This window comes from Leclercia sp. Marseille-Q4284 (genome assembly GCF_916618945.1).
GTDB classification, from domain to species: domain Bacteria; phylum Pseudomonadota; class Gammaproteobacteria; order Enterobacterales; family Enterobacteriaceae; genus Enterobacter; species Enterobacter tamurae.
This window is the reverse complement of the sequence record NZ_CAKAKG010000001.1, coordinates 83,182-101,396: the sequence shown is the minus strand read 5'-3', so window position 1 is coordinate 101,396 and position 18,215 is coordinate 83,182. Positions and strand designations below refer to the sequence as shown.

Genomic DNA, 18,215 nt, shown 5'->3' with positions numbered 1-18,215 from the left:
GTTACCTCAGGGTACGTATGCGGGGATCGGCGAAGCGATAGAGCAGATCGGCGATCAGGTTACCGACGATCAGCATCAGCGACGAGAGCATGATGATCGCCATAATCAGCGGGTAGTCGAGGGAGGTGATCGACTGGATCCCCAGCAGCCCCATTCCCGGCCAGGAGAAGACGCTCTCGGTGACATAGGCTCCGACAACCAGCTCGCCAAACGACAGGCCAAACAGGGTGATCACCGGCAGGAGCACGTTTTTCAGCACATGGCGGAACAGGATGCTGGAACGGGTGGCCCCATAGGCCAGCTGGGTCTGCACATAGTCGGCCGAGAGCTGCGAAATAGTATTGGAGCGGATGTAGCGCACATAGCTGGAGAGGTTATAGAAGGTGAGCGCAATGCACGGCAGCACGCCGTGGCGCACCACGTCCAGCCAGTTATCCTCCATGCCGATGGTGCGCATCCCCATGCTGGGGAACCAGTTGAGCTGCACGGCAAAGACGGTGATCAGCAGGATACCAAACCAGAAGATCGGCACCGAGATGCCAATATAGGCGAACAGGTTCAGGACATGATCCAGCCAGCGGTGCTTAAAGGCTCCGGCCAGCAGCCCCAGCGGAATGGCGAGGATAATTGCCATCAGCAGCGAGGCCCCCATCAGCCCAAGGGTGGCCGGAATGCGCTCGCCAATCATCACCAGCACCGGTCGGTGGTAGATCAGCGAATAGCCCAGATCGCCCTGCAGAATGTTTTTCAGCCACAGGAAATATTGCGTCACCAGCGGCTTATCCAGGCCCAGACTCTGGCGAATACGCTCGATGTCCTCTGGTGCCATGCGCGGGGTGATGTACGCCGCCACCGGATCGCCCGGAGCGAGTTTGACCAGCAAAAACGCCACCAGCGAGATAAAGAACAGCATCGGCACCAGTTGCAGCAGCCGACGCATCAGTAATGTGTTCACGACATGCCCTTACGACTTACCCAACAAAAAGCCCCGATCGGTTGACCGGGGCGACAGCTTATTTTTGGTAGATTTTTGACAGGTCCTGGAACAGATACACCGGCTTCGGTTCCGCTTCCTGGGTGCCGCCAAAGCGTTTATCCACGGCCACGGTGGCGTTGGTGTAGGCGATCGGGTAGTAAGTCATGTCGTTGGCCACGGTCTGCTGGATCTGCTTGTAGATCTCCGCGCGTTTGCCAGTGTCGGTTTCTACGGCACCTTTATCCCACAGGGCATCGAACTGCGGGTTCTTATAGTGGGCGTAGTTATAGGCTTCGTTGCTCATGAACAGCGATTTGTAGCCATCCGGCTCGGCACCCATGATGTAGCCGCCGAGGTTCAGCTCCCAGGCGGTGTTGTTCATGTCGAGGCTGCGCTGGGACATGGCGTTGGAGTCGAGCGGCATCAGCTCCACGTTCACGCCAATGCCCTTCAACGCCTGCTGGATGTAGAGCGCCTGGCTCTCCTGGGTTTTGTTGGTGTTCACGTAGGCCAGACGCAGCTTAAGGTTTGCCGGTGCGCCGGAAGCCTTCAGCAGATCTTTGGCTTTCTGCTGGTCGAACTTGTACTGCTCAACGTCGTTGCTCTGGTAGAGCGTATCCGGGGTCAGGAACGAGGTCGCCGGTTTGGCGTAATCCAGCGAGGTGAACGCGGTCTGGGTCAGCTCGTCCTTATTAATGGCGTAGGCGATGGCCTGACGCAGCTCCTTGCTCTTCATCACCGGTACGTTCTGGTTAAAGGTCATGTAGGCCAGACGCCCTTCCGGGTAGACCACGAAATCAAACTTGCCGGTATTCTTCAGGCGCGACACATCCTGCGGATCGACCATCTTGAGGTTGATCTCGCCGTTTTGCAGCGCGAGGTTGGCAGAGTTGCTGTCTTTGGCGAAACGGTAGGTCACGGAGTCGAGCTTCGCTTTGCCATTCCAGTAGTCGTCAAAGCGGGTCAGGGCGTAATACTGCCCGGCGCGGTACTCTTTAAATTTGAATGGCCCGGAACCGACCGGCGCATCGTTTTTGGTGCTCTTTTCCAGATCGGCTTCCTTGGCGAAGACATGCTGCGGGATCGGGTAGATCTGCACCAGGGTGCCGGTAAAGGCGGCACTCACCTGTGGGAGGGTGAACTTCACGGTGCGATCGTCCACCTTGCTCACCGCCACCGGCTTGCCGCCGAAGGTGAACATGCTGCGGAAGAAGCTGTGCTGTTTCTCCTCCAGCAGCTTATTGAAGGTGAACACCACGTCGTCGGCGGTCAGCGGCTGGCCGTCCTGCCATTTCAGATTCGGTTTTAAGGTCAGGGTGTAGCTGAGGTTATCGGCGGATGGCGTCAGGCTTTCGGCCAGACCCCATTCGATTTTGCCATCGTTAAAGCTGTAGAGCGGGGCATAAAGCGCCTGCATGATCGTCAGGGTGGTGCGGTCACTGGCATATAATGGGTTAACCGCCAGCGGGTCGCCTGAAGTAATGCCGATAATCAGTGAACCGCCCTCTTTCGGCGTATCGCTTTTGGCCGCCGGGGCCGACGCGGTCTCTTTATTTTTGGCATCATCACAGCCCGCGGCAACCAGCGCCAGCGCGACCAGAACAGCAGATACTAATGGCTTACGCATATCTCACTAACTCCTTGCCTTGAAAGTTTTTTTAACTGCTCATTTTTATTTTTTACAGATATCTGTTTGCGCATCATATTCAGCTTTAAGCCCTTTCGCATTAACAATGAAAATGCCATTTTTGATTAAGCTTATGCGGAATTTATATATATAAGCGCCAGAAGGAATAGTGCATATGCTTATGCGCTCAGTTCGTTAAACCGTTCACGGAATGCCTGCTAAACTGCCTCAACACATCCCAAAAAGGCAGATCAACATGTCCGACAACAACTACCAGCCAGCGAAAGTCTGGGAATGGAAGCAGAACCCCAACGGCGGCGCGTTCGCCAGCATCAACCGTCCGATCTCGGGCGCCACGCATGAAAAAGAACTGCCGGTGGGTTCGCATCCGCTGCAGCTCTACTCTCTGGGCACGCCAAATGGCCAGAAGGTAACAATCATGCTGGAAGAGCTTCTGGCGTTGGGCGTGACCGGGGCGGAATATGACGCCTGGCTGATCCGCATCGGCGAGGGGGATCAGTTCTCCAGCGGCTTTGTTGAGGTGAACCCGAACTCCAAAATCCCGGCCCTGCGTGACCACTCCACCACGCCGCCAACCCGGGTGTTTGAATCGGGCAATATCCTGCTCTATCTGGCAGAAAAATTCGGCCACTTCCTGCCAAAAGATCCGGCTGGCCGGGTGGAAACCCTGAACTGGCTGTTCTGGCTGCAGGGCTCAGCCCCGTTCCTCGGCGGCGGTTTCGGCCACTTCTATCACTATGCCCCGGTGAAAATTGAGTACGCGATTGACCGCTTCACCATGGAAGCCAAACGCCTGTTCGACGTGCTGGATAAGCAGCTGGCGCGCGGTCGCTATGTGGCGGGAGAAGAGTACAGCATCGCGGATATCGCTATCTGGCCGTGGTTCGGCAGCGTGGCGCTCGGCCAGGTCTACGGCGCGGCGGAGTTCCTCGACGCGGAGAGCTACAAGAACGTCCAGCGCTGGGCGAAGGATGTTGCCAGCCGTCCGGCGGTGAAGCGCGGGCGTATCGTCAATCGCACCAACGGCGAGCTGAACGAACAGCTGCATGAGCGTCATGCGGCGAGCGATTTTGATACCAATACCGAAGACAAACGTCAGGGTTAATGTGCTGACCCCTTGCCCGGCGGCGCTACGCTTGCCGGGCCTACGGATTGGTTTTTGTAGGCCGGGTAAGCGCAGCGCCACCCGGCAGAATTACTCTGCTGGTGCCATTATCACCGCACATAGTAAATCCCTCTCTTTTTTCAACAGCATATTTACAACCATCCGGTAAACTGGCATCAATAATTTCTTTCTTCAGATTATTCGCATGTCAGAAAAGGCGCTGGAACATCAGATTCAGATTCTCAAAAAGCATAATGCCCGGCTTGCCAGGCTGGCGCGCGACGCCCGCAGCAAGCTCAGCGCGGCGCTCGACGGGACGGGTCTCTGTTTATGGCAGCTCGACGTTCCCACCGGGAAGCTGATTATCTATAACCGCCGCTGGGGCTCAATGCTGGGCTATCAGCCCAAAGAGCTCAACGCGCAGTTTGAGATCTGGCGCGAACATCTGCATCCCGATGACAAACAGAGCGTGCTCGACGCCTTCTACGATCATCTGCACGGCAAAACCCCCTTCTACGAAGCGCTGCACCGCATGCAGCACAAAAACGGCACCGTCACCTGGGTGCTGGATCGCGGGCGTGTGAGCGAATGGGATGAGCAAGGAAACCCGCTGAAGGTCACCGGCACGCACATCGACATGACCAAAGAGAAGCAGTACGAGGAGCAGCTCGCCCTGCTGGCGAATCACGATCCGCTCACCGGCCTGGCGAATCGCCATGCGCTGATCACCCACTTCGCGCAGCTCAAAGCCCAGGGCCCGCTGTGCATTGCCTTTATCGATCTGGATGATTTTAAAACGGTGAACGACACCTTCGGTCACCGCAGCGGCGATGAACTGCTGATCCAGCTCAGCCAGCGTCTGCGCGACACCTGCCCGCCGGGAGCCGTGGTCGGGCGTCTGGGTGGGGACGAGTTTGTCCTGCTGCTGCCCTTCCCGCTCACCAGTCTGCTGGTGAGCAGCACCGCGCAACAGTGCCTGAATGCGGCCCTGACGCCGTTCGAACTGGATAACGGCCAGGCACAGGTGGGCGCCTCGGTGGGGATCGATGAAGTGCAGGAGCAGGATGATTTCGTCAATGCATTGCGCCGCGCCGATCGGTCGATGTATCAGATTAAACACACCGGTAAGAATGGGGTGGCGATTGGCCAGACGCTGATCTCCCACTCCCGCAGCGGCACGCATCCATGAAAAGCACCCGTCATCAGGATCTTATCCGCCTGCTGTCGGCGTCTGACTGGCTGACGACGGATGCGCTTGCCGCGGAGCTTAACGTCAGCAAAGAGACGATTCGTCGCGATCTGAAACAGCTTCAGCAGCAGGGTAAGATCGTGCGCCATCATGGGCGAGCGCGGGCGATCCACCCGGACCACCGCGACGGCGGGGAACCCTTTGGCGCGCGGCTGAAAAGCCATTACGCCGATAAAGCCGACATTGCCCGCCACGCCCTCGACTGGGTCAGCGAGGGGATGACCCTGGCCCTGGATGCCAGCTCAACCTGCTTTCATCTGGCGCGGCAGCTGCCGGATATCGCCCTGACGGTGTTTACCAACAGCCTGCCGATCTGCCATGAAATGGCGAAGCGCGAACGCATCACCCTGATCTGTTCGGGCGGGACGCTGGAGCGCAAATATCGCTGCTATGTAAACCCGGCCCTGGTGACGCAGCTGAAGGCGCTGGAGATCGACCTGTTTATTTTCTCGTGTGAAGGGGTGGATGAGCAGGGTGTGATGTGGGATCCCACCCCGCACAGCGCCGGGTTTAAGTCGCAGCTGCTCAGCCGCGCCAGCCAGTCGCTGCTGCTGATCGACAGGAGCAAGTTCCAGCGTTCCAGCGAAGTGAAAATAGGCCACCTGTCACAGGTGACCCAATTGATCAGCGACGTACAGCTCGCCCGCCGCTAGCTTGCCAGACGGAACTTCTGTACCGAGCGTTGCAGCTCCTCGGTCTGACGCTCCAGGGCGGAGGCCGCAGCTGACACCTGCTCCACCAGGGAGGCGTTCTGCTGGGTCACACCGTCCATCTGGGTGATGGCCACTCCCACCTGCGAAATGCCTTTGCTCTGCTCTTCCGAGGCGGCGGCAATCTGCTTCATGATGGTGGTCACGCCGGTAATATCCCGCAGCACCGCCTCCATGGTGGTGCCGGTATCGTTCACCAGCCGGGCCCCTTCCGCCACGCGGGAGACGGAGTCAGCGATCAGCCCTTCGATCTCTTTTGCTGCACTGGCGCTGCGGCTGGCGAGATTACGCACCTCCCCCGCCACCACCGCAAAGCCACGCCCCTGCTCGCCCGCCCGGGCCGCTTCCACTGCCGCGTTGAGGGCCAGAATATTGGTCTGGAAGGCGATGCTGTTAATGACGCTGGTGATCTCCGCGATTTTCTTCGAGCTGACGGAGATCCCGGTCATGGTGTTGACCACGTTCTCCACCAGCACCCCGCCGCGGCTGGCGGTGACAGAGGCTACATCCGCCAGCTCGCTGGCCTGACGGGCGTTGTCGGCATTCAGCTTCACCGTGGCGGTGAGCTGCTCCATGCTGGCAGCCGTCTCTTCCAGGGCGGCAGCCTGCTCTTCGGTACGCGACGAGAGATCGTTATTACCGGTGGAGATCTCCGTGGCACCGCGCCAGATATTCTCGCTGCCGGCGCGGATGGTGCTTACCGCTTCGCGCAGGCTGTCCTGCATCGTTGTCAGCAGCGGCACCAGCTGGCCCACGCAGTTCCGGCCAAAGGGAACGATCGGCTGGCTGAGATCGCCCTGCGCAATCTGACGAAAGTGGTGGCGGATCTGATCCAGGGGTTTCACCAGCATCGCGACCAGGTAGCGATCGGCGAACAGCAGGATCAGCAGGCCTATAATCGTTGCGGTGATGATCACCGTGCGGGTGGTGCTGGTCATGCCGTCCACCGTCACGCGGGTGCTGTCGAGAATGCTGTCGGCGGCTTTATTGAACTGCCCGGCACTTTCGCCAAAGGCGCGGCTCAGTGGCGGAGTAACGTTATTCGCCTGCTGACGATAAGCGTCGAGATTGCCCTGCTGCGCCAGCTGGAACTGGGGCTTTACGCCGTTCTCCAGCAGCGCCTGCCAGTTGGCAATCACCTGGGAGGAAATCTGCGCATCCATCGGCCCCGGAGACATGGCTTTCATCTCATCGAGCTTGCTGCTCATCGTCTCCAGCGCCTGCTGTACGGCGGTGAGATCTGCCGTACCACCTGCCGCCTGCAGGTCCATCGCCCGGGTCAGGCGGGTGACGAAGCGGAAGTACTGATCGTTACCCTGGCTAAGCACCGTCATCTGTTTGACCAGCTGGCGATCAACCTCATTGCCATCAGCCACGCGTGAAAGTGCCCAGGAGCTGTAGAGCCCGGCTGCCGCCCACATTAAACAGAAAATCCCCAGAATCGTCAGCATGACGAACCGGATAGTGAAATTACGAAACACGTGCATAGTTATTTCCTTGCCATGGGGGAGATATCGCCTGGAGGGCGAGTATTACCCTCGTTATCGGCAATAAAATGCAAAGCAATACCTTTTATCGGTTAATTTTATAAACCTTTTCATTTCTGTTTACCGGACCGGGAAATGATAATCACGCTGGGGCAAATACCCCTTCAAATAACGTGTTATTAGATTTCATACAATTTACAAATGTAAATCACATTCTCCATTCATTACCCTCATAATTCTAAAGGATTAGGCGTCTGTTTTTTACCAACAAGGAATATTCCTTTTTCTACAAGAAAAGTCTTACTTTTAGTGCGTTAATAAAAATGCAACATTCATAAAATGAATGTATTTAAAAAAACCAATTAGCCCCCTTTATTAAAATGGCCATTTAATCGCTTGATATCACTTCAAATTTCATTACACCCTTTTCCCTTGGGAAAGTTCTTAATTACGCAAATTTCATTTAAAAAGAGCTCACTTTGATCCGGTTATAAGAGATGAAAAAATGCGTATTTCAATGAAAAGGACCTTGTTGTCACAATGTGTATTACTGTCACTTGCGTCGTTTGCTGCTCAGGCAGGTGCTACCGATGCCCCCGCTTGCCAGAATGGTGACACCACCCAGACCTGCGGCCTGTCAGAATATAAAGACGGCAGCTTCTATCAGGACCCGGGCGTCACTGATGCGGTAATGGCGAATGAAACGGCGTCCAATATTTATATGGATGGCCACCGTGAAGCGGGAGATACGCAGACCCTGACCGTTACAGGCTCTGACATGTCAGGTCATTATATTCAGGGAAGCAATGGCGGTACGGTGAATATTAACGTCACCAACAATGCCAAGGTGGATATGATCGAAGCAGGTTCTGCACTTAAGACCACCAACACCACCATCAACGTCAATGACTCCACCCTGAACGGCCAGAACAGCGACGGAACCTATCAGCGAGACAAAGATTATATGATGGGTGCCGCCATCTATCTCGATCCGCTCGATGCGGGCTACCACGATGTGAACATCAGCAACGGCAGCGCCCTGCATGGCAGTATTATCAGCGCTGGCCAGGGTACCCAAACTATCACCATGAGCGACAGCATCATGGATAACGGTGGCATCTATGTCGGTAGCGACAAATCAGATACCTCCCTTACCCTGACTAACGCCAGCGTGGATGCGACCAACAGCCAGGTGGCGCAAAATCTCGATACCATCGTTGAAAGCCTGAGTCAGTACAAACCTTTCCAGGATATCAACGTTGATGCCTTTAGCGACCTCGCCGTGGCCCTGTATGGCACCACTCAGGATACGCTGGCACTGAATAACAGCACCGTGACCGGCGACATCGGCGTCATTAACGAAAAAGGCCAGACCAACCTGTCCTTCACCAATAACAGCGTCGTGAACGGCAACGTTACGCTGAGCGGTAACTCCACCAATACCCTTCTGGTGGATAACAGCACCATCAATGGCGATCTGAACGCCAGCCAGAACAGCGGCGATACCACCGTCACCCTGCAAAACGGCGCCAACGTTGACGGCAATATTACGACCGGCGCAGGCAATGACACCGTGGTCCTGGTGAATGATTCCCATGTCACCGGCAATGTTACCGGCGGGGACGGCACCGATACCCTGTCGATGGATGCAGGCAGCTCTATTTCCGGGCAAATTAATCAGTTTGAAACCGTAAATACCACCAGCGACAACAGCATCACTCTCGACACCATTAATGATTCCACCACCTGGAGTCTGCAGAACGGTTCTACCCTGACCGCCGCCACGACCGGCAGCAATGCCGAAGTGAACATGAGCACCGACAGCAGGGTTAACTTCGGCCAAATCACCGGCTCCCGTAACGCTGTAGTGGTCAATAACATCACCGCTTCGGCGATCAATCAGCAAAACATCGTGCTGGGAACCTTTACCACCACGACGGCAACCACCACGCCGCAAACGGCCGCCAATGCGACCTTCAGCAACGGTCAGCAGCAGGTTGAAAACCGCAGCGCAGCCTACAACTACAACAATGACCTGAGCATCGTGGCCGCTGATACGGCGCCGCAGAGCCTGCTCACCGCTGATAGTAGCCAGAACTGGAATATTGTCTTTAGCAGCTCACGCGGCGCACTGGCCAGCGATGTCCAGGGGATGATTGCCGGGCTGGATGCGGCCGAACAGGCGGGCCATCAGGTCACCGATGACATCACCAGCCATCTGGATCGCCTGCACTTTGCTGGCCTGATGGGCGATCGGCAGGAAGGGGCTCAGCTGTGGGGCGATTTCCTCTATCAGAACGGTAACTTCAGCAACGATGTGGATTACAAGAGCATCACTCAGGGCGCGCAGGGCGGCGTTGACTGGACGGCTTACCTCGCTAACGGGGACAGTCTGACCGGAGGCGTGGCGCTGGCCTGGACCCGCAGCCGCGTTGAAGATACCGACAACGGCCCGGACAGCTTTAAGGACACCGTCTATGGTAACTACTACAGCCTGTACGGCGGCTGGCAGCAGGCGCTGAACGGTCGTCAGTGGGGAATGTTCGCCGACGCCAGCTTCAGCTATGGCGATATGCGCTACTCCCTCTCCGCCCACAACGTCACCGGCGACACCAGCGGCATGACCGAAGCGCTGCACGGCTCCACAGACGGTAGCCTGTATATGGCCCAGGCCCGTACCGGGGTGAACGTACTGCTGCCGGGCGAAACCGTGCTGCAACCGTACGCCATTCTCGGCTGGGATCAGACCAAAGCTAACGGCTTCTCCGACAGAGAAGTGACCTTTGCTGACAGCCAGGTCTCTTCCTGGAACGGCGGCGCGGGTCTGCGTCTGACCACCACCCTGACCGATCTGAACAAAAACGTGGCGATCATGCCGTGGCTGGATGTCCGCGTGCAGAAAGAGTTCAGCGATGATACCGATATCCAGGCAGCGGATTATCACAACACTGAAGGTCATAACAACAGCATGGGAATGTTTGGTGCGGGCGTGAATGCCACTATCGCGCACAACTTCTCGGTGAATACCGGCATTTACTATGGCACAGGCGATGTCGATAACGACGCCAGTGTTCAGGCAGGTATGAGCTACAGCTTCTGATGACCACGCCTGCCCGGCAGCCTCAGGCTGCCGGGCATTTTTGTTAGCTTAAATACTTCTCAAACCATCCCAGGGTTCGTTTCCAGGCTAATTCGGCAGCGGGTTCGTCGTAACGCGGGGTCGAATCGTTGTGGAACCCGTGGTTTACGCCAGGGTAGATCCAGGCCTCATACACCTTACCGTTCGCTTTCAACGCGGCTTCATAGGCAGGCCATCCCTCGTTAACATTCTTGTCGTTTTCCGCATAGTGCAGCAGCAACGGTGCCTTAATTTTGGCGACGTCGGCGGTCGGAGCCTGTCGGCCATAAAACGGCACGGCGCACGCCAGCTCTGGCCAGGCCACCGCCGCGGCGTTAGAGACCCCACCGCCATAGCAGAAGCCGGTGATCCCCACCTTGCCCGTGGCGTCCGGGTGTTTCTGCATAAACCCGACCGCGGCAAAGAAGTCGTTCATCAGCTTCGTTGGATCGACCTTCTGCTGCAGGACTTTCCCCTCCTCATCGTTGCCGGGATACCCCCCCACCGAGCTTAAACCATCCGGCGCCAGGGCGATGTATCCTGCTTTCGCCACCCGACGCGCCACATCCTCGATGTAAGGGTTGAGGCCGCGGTTTTCGTGCACCACCACCACCGCCGGGACTTTGCCGGTAGCGTGGGCGGGTTTCACCAGATAGCCACGCACCTGACCATGACCGTCTGGCGAAGGATAGGTGATGTATTCAGGCCGAATATCGGGATCGGTGAACTTCACCTGCTCGGCGAGGGCGTAATTCGGCTTGAGCATATTGAACAGTGCCAGCGCCGTCACGCCGCCGACAGCATAGCGGGCAGCCAGATTGAGGAACTCACGTTTGTTGATTTTGCCGTGAGCGTAATAATCGTAGTAGTCGAGCAATTCCTGAGGAAAGTCTTTGGCGGTCATACGCGTCATCGCATATCTCCATGAATTGTGCACTGAGTAAGGTTAGAATAGAAACGCTGTTTCGAAAATCAAAAACCTTGAAAGGAGACATCATGCCCTGGAACGCTTCCCCTGAACGCTACGAGAATATGCAGTACCGGTACTGTGGAAAAAGCGGCCTGCGTTTACCCGCCCTGTCGCTCGGTTTGTGGCACAGCTTTGGCCACGTTCACGCCCTCGACTCGCAGCGCGCCCTGCTGCGAAAAGCCTTTGACTGCGGCATCACCCACTTTGATCTCGCCAATAACTATGGCCCACCGGCGGGCAGTGCGGAGGAAAATTTTGGCCGCCTGCTGCGGGATGATTTCGCGGCGTATCGCGACGAGCTGATTATCTCCACCAAAGCGGGCTATGACATGTGGCCGGGCCCGTACGGTGCGGGCGGTTCGCGCAAGTATCTGCTCGCCAGTCTCGACCAGAGCCTGAAGCGGATGGGGCTGGAGTATGTGGATATCTTCTACTCGCACCGGGTAGATGAAAATACGCCGATGGAAGAGACCGCCTCGGCGCTGGCGCAGGCGGTGCAGAGCGGGAAGGCGCTGTACGTTGGCATCTCGTCCTATTCGCCGGAACGCACTCAGAAAATGGCGGAGCTGCTGCGCGAGTGGAAGATCCCCCTGCTGATCCATCAGCCTTCCTACAATCTACTTAACCGCTGGGTGGACAAGAGCGGCCTGCTGGATATCCTGGCCGCCAACGGCACCGGCTGTATCGCCTTTACGCCGCTGGCGCAGGGCCTGCTGACCGGCAAATATCTGAACGGCATTCCTGACGGCTCCCGCATGCAGCGCGAAGGCAAAAAGGCGCGCGGCCTGACCGAAAACATGCTGACCGAGGCCAACCTCAACAGCCTGCGCTTGCTGAACGTAATGGCGCAGGCGCGCGGTCAGACGATGGCGCAGATGGCCCTGAGCTGGCTGCTGAAAGACGATCGCGTGACGTCAGTATTGATTGGTGCCAGCCGGACAGAGCAGCTGGAGGAGAACGTGCAGGCGTTGAATAATCTGCACTTTAGCGAGGATGAGCTGCAGCGGATCGATCAGCATGTGGCTGACGGGCAGCTCAATCTGTGGCAGGCGTCGTCAGATAAGTAGTTAAATGCCGGGTGGCGCTGCGCTTACCCGGCTTTTTTATTACTTGCGACTCAGCTTATCCAGATACCCCATCACAAACGCTGACAGCACAAACGTCAGGTGGATAATCACATACCACATCAGCTTGTTATCCGGGATATTTTTGGCATCCATAAACACCCGCAGCAGGTGAATCGACGAGATCGCCACAATCGAGGCAGCCACTTTATTTTTCAGCGACGAGGCGTCCATTTTGCCCAGCCAGCTCAGCTTCTCTTTATCCGCGGCGATGTCCAGCTGCGACACGAAGTTTTCGTAGCCAGAGAACATCACCATCACCAGCAGGCCGCCCACCAGGGTCATATCCACCAGCGACAGCAGGAGCAGAATCAGGTCGGATTCCGCGACGCTGAATATGTGCGGCAGGACGTGAAAAATTTCCTGGAAGAATTTAATACAGAGGGCCACCAGCGCCAGCGAGAGGCCAAAATAGACCGGGGCTAACAGCCAGCGGGAGGCATACATTGCGTTTTCAAAAAAGCGTTCCATAGAGTCCTGTCTGCAAACGAAACCAGCGTGCAGTATATCGCAACGCGACAAAGTGTTTGCAACAACTAAACAACACCGACCCTATACCTGCTCCGGCTTCACCTCAGGCCGCTGATACTCCGGCCACACCAGCACCACCAGCGCCGGATAGGCCTCCAGGCTGAACTCACGAAAACACTGGCGCAGGTTCATCACCTCCAGATCGGAATGCGACACTTTCTCACCATTCAGGCAGCGCTTCTTGATATTGTCGTAATATTTGTACACCGCCGAGTTGAGATCGCTGCAACGACGCTGCGCATCAAAAAGGTCAGGCGTACTATTTATTTCCACCATATTCATTCGTTTAATTGTGGCATGAAGGAAATCAATATATTCATGATTAACACGCCAGTACCAGACCGGCGTAATCGCATTCATTAACACAGAAAAATGGTCTTCGCCCTCTTCTTTTGACATCCGTTCTGGCTGCGCATGGGGGTGCGCGTTATCCGCTTCGCTACTTTTATTGAACTCGCGCATCAATAAAAGAACCACGGCAGTAAGCAATAACAAAGTAATGACAGTATAAAAAATGCTGTTCATATAGGCAGGCTCCATTTTTTTTGATTTTAAATTTGCCTCATGTTATTGTCAACGAATCTCACACTCCAGACAAGCCCACCCCGTTGAAATTAAAGGAAATATAAAATGTTGCCCGACAATCTGGTCCCGGCTAAGTTTCACATTTCTACCGTGGAACCGAAACCACCAGAAGCAGAAAGCAATGCAAATTTCACTAAGGGGAAAAGAACACTCGCTGATTACGAGCCTGATATATTAATTGGTGTTACCCGTACCGGTAACTCCCGCAATATGTTGCTCGAAGAGCACGACCGCCATATAAAGGACCGGTTATTCCGGGTGGTTAAAATCGAGGTGTTCGCCCGCCTGCTCAATGACCTGCAAGCGGAAGGGGAAATAGATGCCCAGGCACTAAGTCAAATATTGTCGGAAAAAACCGCTGAGATAAACGAAGCCGGTAATGATATCTGGCTGAATCTAATTACCTGTGAAAAAAACACGCCCATTTTTTATAAGCTAGAGGATGAATAACGTGAAGGATGTTGATAACAACAACGTTTATTTAGCTTTAGATGATAAAAAGAGCGATGAATTTATCTTAGAGCAAAATCTGGCTGCGCTGAAAGAGATTAAAAACGCTGAAATACAACGTATTGCCAAAGAATTGCTCTCGATTCCGGCAGGTCTGGTGCGGCTGAAATGGCAGAACCGCCGTGAAATTTATCCGTTACAGGTTAAAGAAGAGATCTACGGTGCGGCAATTAATGCCATTATGCAGCAGCGGCCAGACTTAAAAGAGAAAATACTGGCCCGGCTGGAAACCAATTATCAGTATTTGCGGGCCCGTGAAACCGCCACCCTGCGCGTTACCCGTAAACTGGCCGATGAAGGCTATCGTACCACCAGCGTGACCACCGTCGCGCTGAATGAAGATGTACTCGCCGCGAAAACGACACCCCCTGCGCAAAAGCCGTAACCCCTAGCGCGTCCCGCTCCGCCTGTTGCTATTGGTTTAAGGATTATCCTGAATGATCCTCACTTCCCGGTTGATTCTTCTAAGCTTAAAGCCTGATCACCCACTCAAGGAGAACCTCAATGGCAAATTCCCAGAGCAAAATTCAGGACCCAACCACCCAGTACTACACTGGCGAATTCCCGAAGCAAAAACAGCCCATCCCCGGGGTGCAGAGCAAGATGGATCCGGTCCCGGATTGCGGCGAGAAGAGCTACAAAGGCAGCGGCAGACTACAGGATCGTAAGGCACTGGTGACAGGGGGCGACTCCGGTATTGGACGCGCTGCCGCCATCGCTTACGCGCGTGAAGGCGCAGACGTTGCGATTAACTATCTGCCTGCCGAAGAAGAAGACGCGCAGCAGGTTAAGCAGCTGATTGAAGAAGCCGGACGCAAAGCGGTACTGATCCCCGGCGACCTGAGCGATGAAAAATTTGCCCGTTCGCTGGTGCATAAAGCCCATCAGGAACTCGGCGGACTGGATGTGCTGGCGCTGGTGGCCGGTAAGCAGGTGGCAGTCGAGAATATTGCTGATATTACAACGGAGCAGTTTACACAGACCTTTACCGTGAACGTGTTTGCGCTGTTCTGGATAACCCAGGAGGCGCTGCCGCTGCTGCCGGCCGGGGCGAGCATCATCACCACCTCGTCGATTCAGGCCTATCAGCCAAGTCCGCACCTGCTGGACTATGCGTCTACCAAAGCGGCCATCCTTAACTTCAGTCGCGGGCTGGCGAAGCAGGTGGCGGAGAGCGGCGTGCGCGTTAACGTGGTCGCTCCAGGCCCTGTCTGGACGGCGCTGCAAATTTCCGGCGGTCAGCCGCAGGAGAAGATCCCGCAGTTTGGTCAGCAGACCCCACTGAAGCGCGCAGGGCAGCCTGCGGAGCTGGCACCGGTGTACGTCTATCTGGCGAGCCAGGAATCAAGCTATGTGACGGCGGAAGTGCACGGCGTGTGCGGCGGGGAACATCTGGGATAGTTGTGCAGTGCCGGGTGGCGGCTTCGCCTTACCCGGCCTACCGATTCTTTGCGGGCTGATGCCCTCACCCTGACCCTCTCCCACGGGGAGAGGGAACAAACATTAAAAAAGGCAACTTACGTTGCCTTTTTGCGTTTTATTTCGCCACAGTCTTCTCTTCGCCTACCAGGCCAATCTTCAGGTAACCCGCCTGATGCAGCGTGTCCATTACCCTCATCATGGTTTCGTAGTCGACGGTCTTGTCAGCACGGAAGAAGATGGTGGTCTCTTTCTTGCCGTTAGTCAGGGTATTCAGCGCCGGGATCACCGACTCATCCGTTACCAGATCGTTACCCAGGAACATGGATTTATCGGCTTTCACGGACAGATAAATCGGTTTTTCCGGGCGCGGCTGCGGCTGACTGGATGATGCAGGCAGATTGACCTTCACGTCTACCGTCGCCAGCGGCGCAGCAACCATGAAGATAATCAGCAGAACCAGCATGACGTCGATAAACGGCGTCACGTTGATTTCGTGCATTTCGCCGTTATCGTCCAGATTTTCATTAAGACGCATTGCCATGACGAATCAACCTAAGTGTAATTTCTGAGCAGAACGGACCGGCTTCACGGCGCTGGCACTGAGGTCCAGATCGCGGCTTTGCAGCAGCAGGACCTGAGCGGCAACGTCACCGAGGGTCGCTTTGTAGCTACCGATCATACGGGCAAAGATGTTGTAGATGACCACCGCCGGGATAGCGGCAACCAGACCAATCGCCGTCGCCAGCAGGGCTTCTGCGATGCCGGGGGCCACAACCGCGAGGTTGGTGGTTTGGGTCTGGGCGATGCCGATGAAGCTGTTCATGATGCCCCAGACCGTACCGAACAGACCGACGAACGGTGAAATCGCACCGATGGTCGCCAGGTAGCCGTTACCACGTCCCATATGACGACCGATGGCCGCCACGCGACGCTCCAGACGGAAGCCGGTACGCTCTTTAATCCCTTCGTTGTCTTCGCTGCCTGCAGAAAGCTCGAGCTCGTTCTGGGCTTCGTTGATTAACTGGGTGGTCAGGCTTTTGGCCTGGAAGGAAGAGGTCATGTCGCTCGCCTGATTCAGGTTGCGGGCCTCGGCCAGCTGCTGCTGCTCGCGCTTAAGACGGCGCTTGTGAGAGATAAGCTCCACGCTCTTGCTAAAGAAAATAGCCCAGGTGACGACGGACGCCAGAATCAGGCCGATCATCACAATCTTCACCACGATGTCGGCATGATGATACATACCCCAGACGGAGAGATCCGTCTGCATCAAATTATTACCCACTCGGTATCTCCAGGACGCAAATCACAAAATCTGAGCATAATAATATCAAAACAACGTCGAATTGATAGTAGTTCTCATTAGTATTTACATAGTGCCGTAAATTCGTTTCATTTTCCTTGCGCTTACGCAGGAAAAATTTCCCGGAAACATATTTTAAAAAATATTCCGCTGATCCCACCACCCTTCTCGCGACCATTTTTACTTTCGTGATAGTGTGGACGTCCAGACGTATAAAAACAGGTTGCGCAGACATGAAAGAGAAGCATCTTGATACCACCCTTGTCCAGGCGGGACGCAGCAAGAAATATACCCTCGGTTCGGTGAACAGCGTGATTCAGCGCGCCTCGTCGCTGGTGTTTGAGACCGTCGAGGCGAAAAAGCACGCCACCCGCAACCGGGCGAAGGGCGAGCTGTTTTACGGGCGTCGCGGGACGCTGACCCACTTCTCATTACAGGAAGCGATGTGCGAGCTGGAAGGCGGCGCAGGCTGCGCCCTGTTCCCGTGCGGTGCGGCGGCGGTGGCCAATACTATTCTGGCGTTTGTTGAACAGGGCGACCATATCCTGATGACCAACACCGCCTACGAGCCGAGCCAGGACTTCTGCACCAAAATCCTCAGCAAGCTGGGCGTGACCACCGGCTGGTTCGATCCGCAGATCGGCGCGAAGATTGCCGATCTGATCCAGCCCAATACCCGGATCGTGTTCCTCGAATCGCCGGGCTCCATCACCATGGAAGTGCATGATGTGCCGGCCATCGTACAGGCGGTACGCAGCAAAGCGCCGGACGCCATCATCATGATCGATAACACCTGGGCGGCAGGCGTGCTGTTTAAGGCGCTTGATTTTGGTATCGACATCTCTATTCAGGCGGCGACCAAATACCTGATCGGCCACTCGGACGGCATGATCGGTACGGCGGTCTCCAACGCCCGCTGCTGGGACCAGCTGTGTGAAAACGCCTATCTGATGGGACAGATGGTGGATGCCGATACCGCCTACATGACCAGCCGCGGCCTGCGAACCCTGAGCGTCCGCCTGCGCCAGCATCATGAAAGCAGCCTGAAAGTCGCCCAGTGGCTGGCGCAGCATCCGCAGGTGGCGCGGGTTAACCATCCTGCCCTGCCGGGCAGCATCGGGCATGAATTCTGGCAACGTGATTTTACGGGCAGCAGCGGTCTGTTCTCGTTTGTGCTCAACAAGCGTCTGAGCAATGACGAGCTGGCAAACTACCTCGATAACTTCTCCCTGTTCAGCATGGCCTACTCGTGGGGCGGCTTTGAGTCGCTGATCCTGCCCAACCAGCCAGAGCAGATTGCTGCCCTGCGTCCGGGCGGAGAAGTAGACTTTACCGGGACCCTGATCCGTCTGCATATCGGCCTGGAAAACGTCGAGGATTTGATTGCCGATTTAGAGGCCGGGTTTGCGCGTATCGAATAACACCGGGTCATAAAAGCACTCCGCGGACACTTTTCTCCTCAATCGATGCAGAAAAGTCTGAT

At 55.9% G+C, this 18,215-nt stretch carries 17 protein-coding genes; 9 read left to right on the top strand and 8 right to left on the bottom strand.

What is annotated here, in order from left to right; translation table 11 throughout:
• Position 1: 1 nt before the first annotated feature.
• Positions 2-955 (bottom strand): ABC transporter permease, encoded by a 954-nt coding sequence (locus LG383_RS00485; protein ID WP_166183981.1) that lies wholly within the window; start codon positions 953-955, stop codon positions 2-4.
• Positions 956-1,013: 58 nt separating this feature from the next.
• Entirely contained in the window at positions 1,014-2,603 is a 1,590-nt protein-coding gene (locus LG383_RS00480; RefSeq protein WP_225758088.1) for an ABC transporter substrate-binding protein, read from the bottom strand.
• A 256-nt stretch (positions 2,604-2,859) separates the two neighbouring features.
• Here LG383_RS00480 and yghU point away from each other — a divergent pair, with 256 nt between their 5' ends.
• From yghU to fucR, 3 genes are all read left to right on the top strand, one after another.
• The gene (gene yghU / locus LG383_RS00475) at positions 2,860-3,729 is read left to right on the top strand and encodes a glutathione-dependent disulfide-bond oxidoreductase (RefSeq protein ID WP_225758087.1); all 870 of its coding nucleotides are present in this window, start codon (positions 2,860-2,862) and stop codon (positions 3,727-3,729) included.
• Between the two features lie 205 nt (positions 3,730-3,934).
• Positions 3,935-4,918, top strand: a complete 984-nt coding sequence (locus LG383_RS00470; protein ID WP_225758086.1) for a sensor domain-containing diguanylate cyclase — start codon at positions 3,935-3,937, stop codon at positions 4,916-4,918.
• Positions 4,915-5,631 carry an L-fucose operon activator gene (fucR, locus tag LG383_RS00465; protein ID WP_225758085.1) on the top strand — a complete coding sequence of 239 codons (717 nt, stop codon included), beginning with the start codon at positions 4,915-4,917 and terminating at the stop codon, positions 5,629-5,631. Before LG383_RS00470 ends, fucR begins: the two co-directional genes overlap by 4 nt.
• Here fucR and LG383_RS00460 read toward each other — a convergent pair.
• Positions 5,628-7,175 (bottom strand): methyl-accepting chemotaxis protein, encoded by a 1,548-nt coding sequence (locus LG383_RS00460; RefSeq protein ID WP_225758084.1) that lies wholly within the window; start codon positions 7,173-7,175, stop codon positions 5,628-5,630. The two genes, fucR and LG383_RS00460, sit on opposite strands and share 4 nt — an antisense overlap.
• Positions 7,176-7,707: 532 nt before the next feature.
• Here LG383_RS00460 and LG383_RS00455 point away from each other — a divergent pair.
• A complete protein-coding gene (locus LG383_RS00455) occupies positions 7,708-10,275 on the top strand; it encodes an autotransporter domain-containing protein (RefSeq protein WP_225758083.1) in 2,568 nt (855 codons plus the stop codon).
• A gap of 43 nt (positions 10,276-10,318) precedes the next feature.
• On the opposite strand, the gene yghX is transcribed toward LG383_RS00455, so the two are convergent.
• Positions 10,319-11,206, bottom strand: a complete 888-nt coding sequence (yghX, locus tag LG383_RS00450) for a YghX family hydrolase (RefSeq protein ID WP_225758082.1) — start codon at positions 11,204-11,206, stop codon at positions 10,319-10,321.
• A gap of 83 nt (positions 11,207-11,289) precedes the next feature.
• Between yghX and LG383_RS00445 the strand changes: the two genes are divergently transcribed.
• Positions 11,290-12,330, top strand: coding sequence for an aldo/keto reductase (locus LG383_RS00445; RefSeq protein WP_225758081.1), 1,041 nt, complete (start codon positions 11,290-11,292; stop codon positions 12,328-12,330).
• Between the two features lie 39 nt (positions 12,331-12,369).
• On the opposite strand, the gene LG383_RS00440 is transcribed toward LG383_RS00445, so the two are convergent.
• The gene (locus LG383_RS00440) at positions 12,370-12,858 is read right to left on the bottom strand and encodes a TIGR00645 family protein (RefSeq protein ID WP_106995810.1); all 489 of its coding nucleotides are present in this window, start codon (positions 12,856-12,858) and stop codon (positions 12,370-12,372) included.
• A gap of 81 nt (positions 12,859-12,939) precedes the next feature.
• Positions 12,940-13,443: an ESA_00282 family adhesion-associated protein gene (locus LG383_RS00435; RefSeq protein WP_225758080.1), complete on the bottom strand. Its 504-nt coding sequence runs from the start codon at positions 13,441-13,443 to the stop codon at positions 12,940-12,942.
• Positions 13,444-13,548: 105 nt separating this feature from the next.
• Between LG383_RS00435 and LG383_RS00430 the strand changes: the two genes are divergently transcribed.
• The 3 genes from LG383_RS00430 (at position 13,549) to LG383_RS00420 (ending at position 15,414) form a co-directional block, all read left to right on the top strand.
• On the top strand, positions 13,549-13,953 hold the full coding sequence (locus LG383_RS00430; protein WP_106995812.1) for a hypothetical protein: 405 nt from the start codon (positions 13,549-13,551) through the stop codon (positions 13,951-13,953).
• Positions 13,946-14,398, top strand: a complete 453-nt coding sequence (locus LG383_RS00425; protein ID WP_106995813.1) for a cytoplasmic protein — start codon at positions 13,946-13,948, stop codon at positions 14,396-14,398. Before LG383_RS00430 ends, LG383_RS00425 begins: the two co-directional genes overlap by 8 nt.
• 119 nt (positions 14,399-14,517) lie before the next feature.
• On the top strand, positions 14,518-15,414 hold the full coding sequence (locus LG383_RS00420; RefSeq protein ID WP_225758079.1) for an SDR family oxidoreductase: 897 nt from the start codon (positions 14,518-14,520) through the stop codon (positions 15,412-15,414).
• A gap of 136 nt (positions 15,415-15,550) precedes the next feature.
• On the opposite strand, the gene exbD is transcribed toward LG383_RS00420, so the two are convergent.
• Positions 15,551-15,976, bottom strand: coding sequence for a TonB system transport protein ExbD (gene exbD, locus LG383_RS00415; RefSeq protein ID WP_106995815.1), 426 nt, complete (start codon positions 15,974-15,976; stop codon positions 15,551-15,553).
• A 6-nt stretch (positions 15,977-15,982) separates the two neighbouring features.
• Positions 15,983-16,714 (bottom strand): tol-pal system-associated acyl-CoA thioesterase, encoded by a 732-nt coding sequence (exbB, locus tag LG383_RS00410; RefSeq protein ID WP_106995816.1) that lies wholly within the window; start codon positions 16,712-16,714, stop codon positions 15,983-15,985.
• Between the two features lie 251 nt (positions 16,715-16,965).
• Here exbB and metC point away from each other — a divergent pair, with 251 nt between their 5' ends.
• Positions 16,966-18,153, top strand: coding sequence for a cystathionine beta-lyase (gene metC, locus LG383_RS00405; protein WP_225758078.1), 1,188 nt, complete (start codon positions 16,966-16,968; stop codon positions 18,151-18,153).
• Positions 18,154-18,215 lie beyond the last annotated feature (62 nt).